Source organism: Mesorhizobium sp. M7A.F.Ca.MR.176.00.0.0, assembly GCF_004023165.1.
GTDB lineage: Bacteria > Pseudomonadota > Alphaproteobacteria > Rhizobiales > Rhizobiaceae > Mesorhizobium.
On sequence record NZ_RZTC01000070.1, the window covers coordinates 1 to 7,003 of the forward strand.

At 61.3% G+C, this 7,003-nt stretch carries 16 protein-coding genes; all 16 read left to right on the top strand.

Annotated elements, in window-relative coordinates; translation table 11 throughout:
• The coding region (locus EOB59_RS21900; protein ID WP_281061731.1) for a 30S ribosomal protein S10 at nt 1-127 on the top strand (127 nt) is incomplete at its 5' end.
• A gap of 61 nt (nt 128-188) precedes the next feature.
• Nucleotides 189-917, top strand: coding sequence for a 50S ribosomal protein L3 (gene rplC / locus EOB59_RS21905; protein ID WP_013531422.1), 729 nt, complete (start codon nt 189-191; stop codon nt 915-917).
• Nucleotides 917-1,537, top strand: coding sequence for a 50S ribosomal protein L4 (gene rplD, locus EOB59_RS21910; protein WP_013531423.1), 621 nt, complete (start codon nt 917-919; stop codon nt 1,535-1,537). Before rplC ends, rplD begins: the two co-directional genes overlap by 1 nt.
• On the top strand, nt 1,534-1,827 hold the full coding sequence (locus tag EOB59_RS21915; RefSeq protein ID WP_013531424.1) for a 50S ribosomal protein L23: 294 nt from the start codon (nt 1,534-1,536) through the stop codon (nt 1,825-1,827). Before rplD ends, EOB59_RS21915 begins: the two co-directional genes overlap by 4 nt.
• A 22-nt stretch (nt 1,828-1,849) precedes the next feature.
• Complete coding sequence (gene rplB / locus EOB59_RS21920) at nt 1,850-2,683, top strand: 50S ribosomal protein L2 (protein WP_024505067.1); 834 nt, start codon at nt 1,850-1,852, stop codon at nt 2,681-2,683.
• A gap of 16 nt (nt 2,684-2,699) precedes the next feature.
• Nucleotides 2,700-2,978 (top strand): 30S ribosomal protein S19, encoded by a 279-nt coding sequence (rpsS, locus tag EOB59_RS21925; protein ID WP_006205463.1) that lies wholly within the window; start codon nt 2,700-2,702, stop codon nt 2,976-2,978.
• Between the two features lie 2 nt (nt 2,979-2,980).
• Nucleotides 2,981-3,370 carry a 50S ribosomal protein L22 gene (gene rplV / locus EOB59_RS21930; protein WP_006205462.1) on the top strand — a complete coding sequence of 130 codons (390 nt, stop codon included), beginning with the start codon at nt 2,981-2,983 and terminating at the stop codon, nt 3,368-3,370.
• A complete protein-coding gene (gene rpsC, locus EOB59_RS21935; protein WP_013531426.1) occupies nt 3,370-4,095 on the top strand; it encodes a 30S ribosomal protein S3 in 726 nt (241 codons plus the stop codon). Before rplV ends, rpsC begins: the two co-directional genes overlap by 1 nt.
• Nucleotides 4,096-4,122: 27 nt before the next feature.
• Nucleotides 4,123-4,536 carry a 50S ribosomal protein L16 gene (gene rplP, locus EOB59_RS21940; protein WP_013531427.1) on the top strand — a complete coding sequence of 138 codons (414 nt, stop codon included), beginning with the start codon at nt 4,123-4,125 and terminating at the stop codon, nt 4,534-4,536.
• A gap of 13 nt (nt 4,537-4,549) precedes the next feature.
• Nucleotides 4,550-4,750, top strand: a complete 201-nt coding sequence (gene rpmC, locus EOB59_RS21945) for a 50S ribosomal protein L29 (RefSeq protein WP_006205459.1) — start codon at nt 4,550-4,552, stop codon at nt 4,748-4,750.
• Between the two features lie 11 nt (nt 4,751-4,761).
• Nucleotides 4,762-5,001 carry a 30S ribosomal protein S17 gene (gene rpsQ / locus EOB59_RS21950; protein ID WP_010909280.1) on the top strand — a complete coding sequence of 80 codons (240 nt, stop codon included), beginning with the start codon at nt 4,762-4,764 and terminating at the stop codon, nt 4,999-5,001.
• 83 nt (nt 5,002-5,084) lie between these two features.
• A complete protein-coding gene (gene rplN / locus EOB59_RS21955; protein ID WP_006205457.1) occupies nt 5,085-5,453 on the top strand; it encodes a 50S ribosomal protein L14 in 369 nt (122 codons plus the stop codon).
• 12 nt (nt 5,454-5,465) lie between these two features.
• Nucleotides 5,466-5,780, top strand: a complete 315-nt coding sequence (rplX, locus tag EOB59_RS21960; RefSeq protein WP_013531428.1) for a 50S ribosomal protein L24 — start codon at nt 5,466-5,468, stop codon at nt 5,778-5,780.
• A complete protein-coding gene (gene rplE, locus EOB59_RS21965) occupies nt 5,773-6,351 on the top strand; it encodes a 50S ribosomal protein L5 (protein WP_127270613.1) in 579 nt (192 codons plus the stop codon). The genes rplX and rplE overlap by 8 nt, the downstream gene beginning before the upstream one ends.
• A 27-nt stretch (nt 6,352-6,378) precedes the next feature.
• Nucleotides 6,379-6,684, top strand: coding sequence for a 30S ribosomal protein S14 (rpsN, locus tag EOB59_RS21970; protein WP_013895695.1), 306 nt, complete (start codon nt 6,379-6,381; stop codon nt 6,682-6,684).
• A gap of 12 nt (nt 6,685-6,696) precedes the next feature.
• Nucleotides 6,697-7,003: 30S ribosomal protein S8 (rpsH, locus tag EOB59_RS21975; protein ID WP_245486701.1), on the top strand; the 307-nt coding region annotated here is incomplete at its 3' end.

Here is a 7,003-nt window from a genome sequence, read left to right on the forward strand (position 1 = left end):
CCGCGAGCAGTTCGAGATGCGCACGCACAAGCGTCTGCTCGACATCGTCGATCCGACCCCGCAGACGGTCGATGCTTTGATGAAGCTCGATCTGGCCGCCGGCGTCGACGTCGAGATCAAGCTCTAAGGGAATGAGAGCGCGGTAAGGGGCGGTGCCCCTGGCCCGGAACTCTAAAGGAATTGAACCGATGCGTTCAGGTGTGATTGCAAAGAAGGTGGGAATGACCCGCATCTACAACGATGCCGGGGAACATGTTCCCGTCACCGTTCTCCTGATGGAGAACTGCCAGGTCGTGGCCCAGCGCACGCAAGAGAAGAATGGCTACACCGCCGTTCAGCTCGGCGTTGGCCTTGCCAAGGTGAAGAACACGTCGAAGGCGATGCGCGGCCATTTCGCGACCGCTTCCGTCGAGCCGAAGGCGAAGGTCGCCGAGTTCCGCGTCTCCGCCGACAACATGATCGATGTCGGCGCCGAGATCACCGTCGAGCACTTCGTCGCCGGCCAGAAGGTCGATGTGACGGGCACGACGATCGGCAAGGGCTTTCAGGGCGTCATCAAGCGCCACCACATGGGCGGTGGCCGTGCAACGCACGGTAACTCGGTTTCGCACCGTACGCACGGTTCGACCGGCCAGCGTCAGGACCCGGGCAAGGTGTTCAAGGGCAAGCATATGGCTGGCCACATGGGCGACACCCGCGTCACCACGCAGAATGTCGAGATCGTATCGACCGACGCCGACCGCGGCCTGATCCTGATCCGCGGTGCGGTTCCCGGATCGAAGGGCGCCTGGATCCTGGTCCGCGATGCGGCCAAGGTGGCACTGCCGGCCAATGCGCCGAAGCCTGCCGCGATCCGCGCCGTTGCTGCCGAAAGTGGCGCCAAGAACGAGGCTCCGGCCACAGAGGGAGCGGAATAATGGATCTCAAGATCACAACGCTGGGCGGCAAGGACGCCGGCAAGGTGGAACTCTCCGACGAGATTTTCGGCCTTGATCCGCGCGAAGACATCCTGCAGCGCGTCGTGCGCTGGCAGCTTGCCAAGAAGCAGCAGGGCACGCACAAGACCAAGGGTCGCGCCGAGATCGCGCGCACCGGCGCCAAGATGTACAAGCAGAAGGGTACGGGCCGCGCCCGTCACCATTCGGCACGCGCTCCGCAGTTCCGCGGCGGCGGCAAGGCCCACGGCCCGGTCGTTCGCAGCCACGAGCACGAACTGCCGAAGAAGGTTCGTGCTCTCGGCCTCAAGCATGCTCTCTCGGCCAAGGCCAAGAGCGCGTCGATCATCATCATCGACGAGCTGAAGCTGACCGAGGCCAAGACGAAGGCGCTGATCGCGAATTTCGCGACGCTGGGCCTGACCAACGCTTTGCTGATCGGCGGCGCCGAGCTTGACAAGAACTTCAAGCTGGCGGCGACGAACATCCCCAACATCGACGTGCTGCCCATCCAGGGCATCAACGTCTACGACATTCTGCGCCGCGGCACGCTGGTCCTTTCGAAGGCCGCCGTCGAGGCTCTCGAGGAGCGTTTTAAATGACCGACCTTCGTCATTACGACGTGATCGTCTCGCCGGCGATCACCGAAAAGTCGACCATGGCCTCCGAGCAGAACAAGGTCGTCTTCAACGTCGCCAAGAAGGCGTCGAAGCCGGAAATCAAGGCCGCCGTCGAAGCGCTGTTCGGCGTCAAGGTGATGGCCGTGAACACGCTTGTCCGCAAGGGCAAGATCAAGCGCTTCCGTGGCACGGTTGGCCGCCAGAGCGACGTCAAGAAGGCGGTTGTGACGCTGGCCGATGGTCAGTCGATCGACGTCGCGACGGGTCTCTGAGCAAGGCCGCGAGGACAGAACAATGGCACTGAAAAAATTCAACCCGGTAACGCCCAGCACCCGTCAGCTGGTCATCGTCGACCGCTCGGGTCTTTACAAGGGCAAGCCCGTCAAGGGTCTGACCGAAGGCCTGACCAAGTCGGGCGGCCGCAACAATCACGGTCGCATCACCGCCCGCTTCATCGGCGGTGGTCACAAGCGTTCGTACCGCATCATCGACTTCAAGCGCCGCAAGTTCGACGTCGTCGGCACGGTCGAGCGCATTGAATACGATCCGAACCGCACCGCCTTCATCGCGCTGATCAAGTATGACGATGGCGAGCTGTCCTACATCATCGCTCCGCAGCGTCTGGCTCCCGGCGACAAGATCGTCTCCGGTGAATCGGTCGACGTGAAGCCGGGCAATGCGATGCCGCTGGCTTCGATGCCGGTCGGCACCATCGTCCACAACATCGAGCTGAAGCCGGGCAAGGGCGCTCAGGTCGCCCGTTCGGCAGGTGGTTACGGTCAGCTGGTCGGTCGTGACCAGGGCATGGCGATCCTGCGCCTCAATTCGGGCGAGCAGCGTGTCGTTCACGGCTCCTGCATGGCCACTGTCGGCGCCGTGTCCAATCCGGATCACGGCAACATCAATGACGGCAAGGCCGGTCGCACGGTTTGGCGTGGCAAGCGTCCGCACAATCGCGGCGTGACCATGAACCCGGTCGACCATCCGCACGGCGGCGGCGAAGGCCGCACATCGGGTGGCCGCCATCCGGTTTCGCCCTGGGGCAAGCCGACCAAGGGCAAGAAGACGCGGTCCAACAAGGCGACCGACAAGTTCATCCTGCGCTCGCGCCATCAGCGCAAGAGCTAAGAAGAGGTAACGCCAAGTGACTCGTTCGATTTGGAAAGGCCCCTTCATTGACGGCTACCTTCTCAAGAAGGTGGACAAGGTTCGTGAAGGTGGTCGCAATGAGGTGATCAAGATGTGGAGCCGTCGCTCCACCATCCTGCCGCAGTTCGTCGGCTTCACCTTCGGTGTCTACAACGGCCAGAAGCATGTTCCCGTCTCGGTGAACGAGGACATGGTCGGTCACAAGTTCGGTGAATTCGCTCCGACCCGGACCTATTACGGTCACGGCGCGGATAAGAAGGCGAAGAGGAAATAATCATGGGCAAGGCCAAAGCTCCGCGCAGGCTTGCTGATAACGAAGCGCGCGCCGTATTGCGCACGATCCGTATCAGCCCGCAGAAGCTCAACCTCGTTGCCGCGCTGATCCGCGGCAAGAAGGTCGCGACAGCGCTTTCCGATCTCGAATTCTCGGCCAAGCGGATTTCCGGCACGGTCAAGAAGACGCTGGAATCGGCAATCGCCAACGCGGAAAACAACCACGACCTGGATGTCGATGCACTGATCGTGGCGGAAGCCTATGTCGGCAAGTCGATCGTCATGAAGCGGTTCCATGCCCGTGGCCGCGGTCGCGCCAGCCGTATCGAGAAGCCGTTCTCGCACCTCACGATCGTCGTTCGTGAAGTCGAAGAAAAAGGGGAGGCCGCATAATGGGCCAGAAAGTCAATCCGATCGGTCTTCGCCTCGGCATCAACCGCACCTGGGATTCGCGGTGGTTCGCGAACACCGGCGAGTACGGCAAGCTGCTGCATGAGGACATCAAGATCCGCAAGTATCTCGAGAAGGAGCTCAAGCAGGCTGCCATCTCGAAGGTCGTGATCGAGCGTCCGCACAAGAAGTGCCGCGTCACCATCCACGCCGCGCGCCCGGGTCTGATCATCGGCAAGAAGGGCGCCGACATCGAGAAGCTTCGCAAGAAGCTGATGGAGATGACGAAGTCCGAGACGCACCTCAACATCGTTGAAGTGCGCAAGCCGGAAATCGACGCGACCCTGGTCGCCCAGTCGATCGCCCAGCAGCTCGAGCGTCGTATCGCGTTCCGCCGCGCCATGAAGCGTGCCGTTCAGTCGGCGATGCGCCTCGGGGCCGAAGGCATCCGCATCAACTGCGCCGGCCGCCTCGGCGGCGCCGAGATCGCGCGCATGGAATGGTATCGCGAAGGCCGCGTGCCGCTGCATACGCTGCGTGCGGACGTCGACTACGGTACGGCCGAAGCGCACACGGCTTATGGCATCTGCGGCGTCAAGGTCTGGGTGTTCAAGGGCGAAATCCTTGAGCATGACCCGATGGCTTCGGAGCGTCGGGCCAGCGAAAGCGACGCAGCGCATGGCGGTGGTGGTGATCGCGAACGCGGTCGTCGTCGCGAAAACGCCTGAGACATTTAGGAATTTGGAGTTAGAACGATGCTGCAGCCAAAGCGCACAAAGTTCCGCAAGCAGTTCAAGGGCCGTATCCATGGTACCGCAAAGGGCGGCACCAACCTGGATTTCGGTGGTTTCGGGCTGAAGGCGCTTGAGCCGAACCGCGTCACCGCACGTGAGATCGAGGCGGCCCGCCGCGCGATCACGCGTGAAATGAAGCGCGCTGGTCGCGTCTGGATCCGTATTTTCCCGGACGTGCCGGTCACTTCGAAGCCGACCGAAGTCCGCATGGGTAAGGGCAAGGGTGCGGTCGACTACTGGGCGGCGCGCGTCAAGCCGGGCCGTATCATGTTCGAGATCGACGGCGTCAATGAAGAAACCGCCCGTGAGGCACTGCGTCTCGGCGCGGCCAAGCTCTCGGTCAAGACGCGCTTCGTGCAGCGCATCGCAGAATAAGGACGGGCTGATCATGAAAGCCGAAGACATCCGGACCAAGACCCAGGACCAGTTGACCGACGACCTGGCCAGCCTGAAGAAGGAGCAGTTCAACCTGCGCTTCCAGAAGGCCACCGGCCAGCTCGAGAAGACCGCGCGCGTGAGACAGGTCCGTAAGGATATTGCGCGTATCAAGACCATCGCTGCGGAAAAGTCCGCGGCTAAGAAGGCTTAAGGACGAAAACCATGCCAAAGCGCATTCTGCAGGGCACCGTCGTCAGCGACAAGAACGAGAAGACGGTTGTCGTCAAGGTCGAACGGCGCTTCACGCATCCCGTGATGAAGAAGACCGTGCGCATGACCAAGAAGTACAAGGCGCACGACGAAAACAACGCCCACAAGGTTGGCGATCAGGTGTTCATCCAGGAATCGAAGCCGATTTCCAAGGACAAGCGCTGGATCGTCGTGTCTTCGGACCAAGCCTGACCTCGGGCGTAAACAACGAATTTTGGACAGACCGGGGAGGGGCTTTGAGCCCATCCCGTTAGAAGAGAAGAAGGCGGCCAGTCATGATTCAGATGCAAACAAACCTCGACGTCGCGGATAATTCCGGCGCCCGTCGTGTCATGTGCATCAAGGTGCTGGGCGGCTCGAAGCGGAAATACGCTTCCGTGGGCGACATCATCGTGGTGTCGATCAAGGAAGCCATTCCGCGCGGCCGCGTAAAGAAGGGCGATGTGATGAAGGCGGTCGTGGTTCGCACGGCCAAGGACATCCGCCGCCCGGACGGCAGCGTGATCCGTTTCGACAAGAACGCGGCCGTTCTCGTCGACAACAAGAAAGAGCCGATCGGCACGCGTATCTTCGGACCGGTTCCGCGCGAACTCCGCGCCAAGAACCACATGAAGATCATCTCGCTCGCGCCTGAAGTGCTGTAAGGAGCCGGACCAATGCAAAAGATTAGAAAAGGCGACAAGGTCGTCGTGCTGGCCGGCAAGGACAAGGGCCGTTCGGGCGAAGTCCTCTCGGTACAGCCGAAGGAAGACACCGCGCTGGTGCGCGGCGTCAACATGATCCGTCGTCACCAGAAGCAGTCCCAGTCCCAAGAGGGCGGGATCATCACCAAGGAAGCGCCGATCCAGCTGTCGAACATCGCGCTGGCCGACCCCAAGGATGGCAAGCCGACCCGCGTCGGCTTCATCTTCCAGAAGGACGGCAAGAAGGTGCGCGTCGCCAAGCGCTCGGGAGAAGTCATCAATGGCTAAGGCTCAATCCAAGCAGGCGACCGCGAACAACACGCCGCGCCTCAAGCAGGTCTACAACGAGACCATCCGCAAGGCGTTGCAGGAACAGTTCGGCTACGACAACGAGATGCAGGTTCCGCGCATCGACAAGATCGTGCTGAACATGGGCGTTGGCGAAGCGACCGCCGATTCGAAGAAGCCTTCGATCGCGGCCGAAGACCTGGCGATGATCGCCGGCCAGAAGGCCGTCGTCACCCGCGCCCGCAACTCGATCGCCGGCTTCAAGGTCCGCGAGAAGATGCCGATCGGCGCTAAGGTCACGCTGCGCAAGGAACGTATGTACGAGTTCCTCGACCGTCTCGTGAACATCGCACTGCCACGCGTCCGCGACTTCCGCGGGCTCAATCCGAAGAGCTTCGATGGCCGTGGCAACTACGCCATGGGCATCAAGGAACACATCGTGTTCCCGGAGATCAACTACGACAAGGTTGATCAGATCTGGGGCATGGACGTCATCGTTTGTACGACTGCGAAGACGGATGACGAAGCCAGGGCATTGCTCAAGGCTTTCAACTTCCCCTTCCGCCAGTAACGGCAGCGAGAAAAGGAAAAATCTGAAATGGCAAAGACCAGCTCAGTCGAGAAGAACAACAGGCGCCGCAAGCTTGCCGACCAGTACGGTCCCAAGCGCGCTGCCCTGAAGGCGATCATCATGGATCAGTCCAAGCCGATGGAAGAGCGTTTCCGCGCTCAGCTCAAGCTTGCCGCCATGCCGCGCAACTCGGCCAAGATCCGCATCCGCAACCGCTGCGAAGTCACCGGCCGTCCGCGCGCCTACTATCGCAAGCTCAAAGTATCGCGCATCGCGCTTCGTGATCTCGGCAATAACGGCCAGATCCCGGGCCTGGTCAAGTCGAGCTGGTAAGGAGGACATAACATGTCATTGAGCGATCCTCTCGGCGATATGCTGACCCGCATCCGCAACGCGTATGGCCGCAAGAAGTCGAGCGTTTCGACGCCGGCTTCGCGTCTGCGCACCCGCGTCCTCGACGTGCTGAAGGCTGAAGGCTATATCCGCGATTACAGCCAGACCGACTTCGACAACGGCAAGTCCGAAATCGAGATCGAGCTGAAGTATTTCGACGGCGCGCCGGTCGTGCGCGAAATCGCCCGCGTCTCGAAGCCAGGCCGCCGCGTCTATGTTTCGGCCAAGTCGATTCCGCAGGTCGCCAACGGCCTCGGCA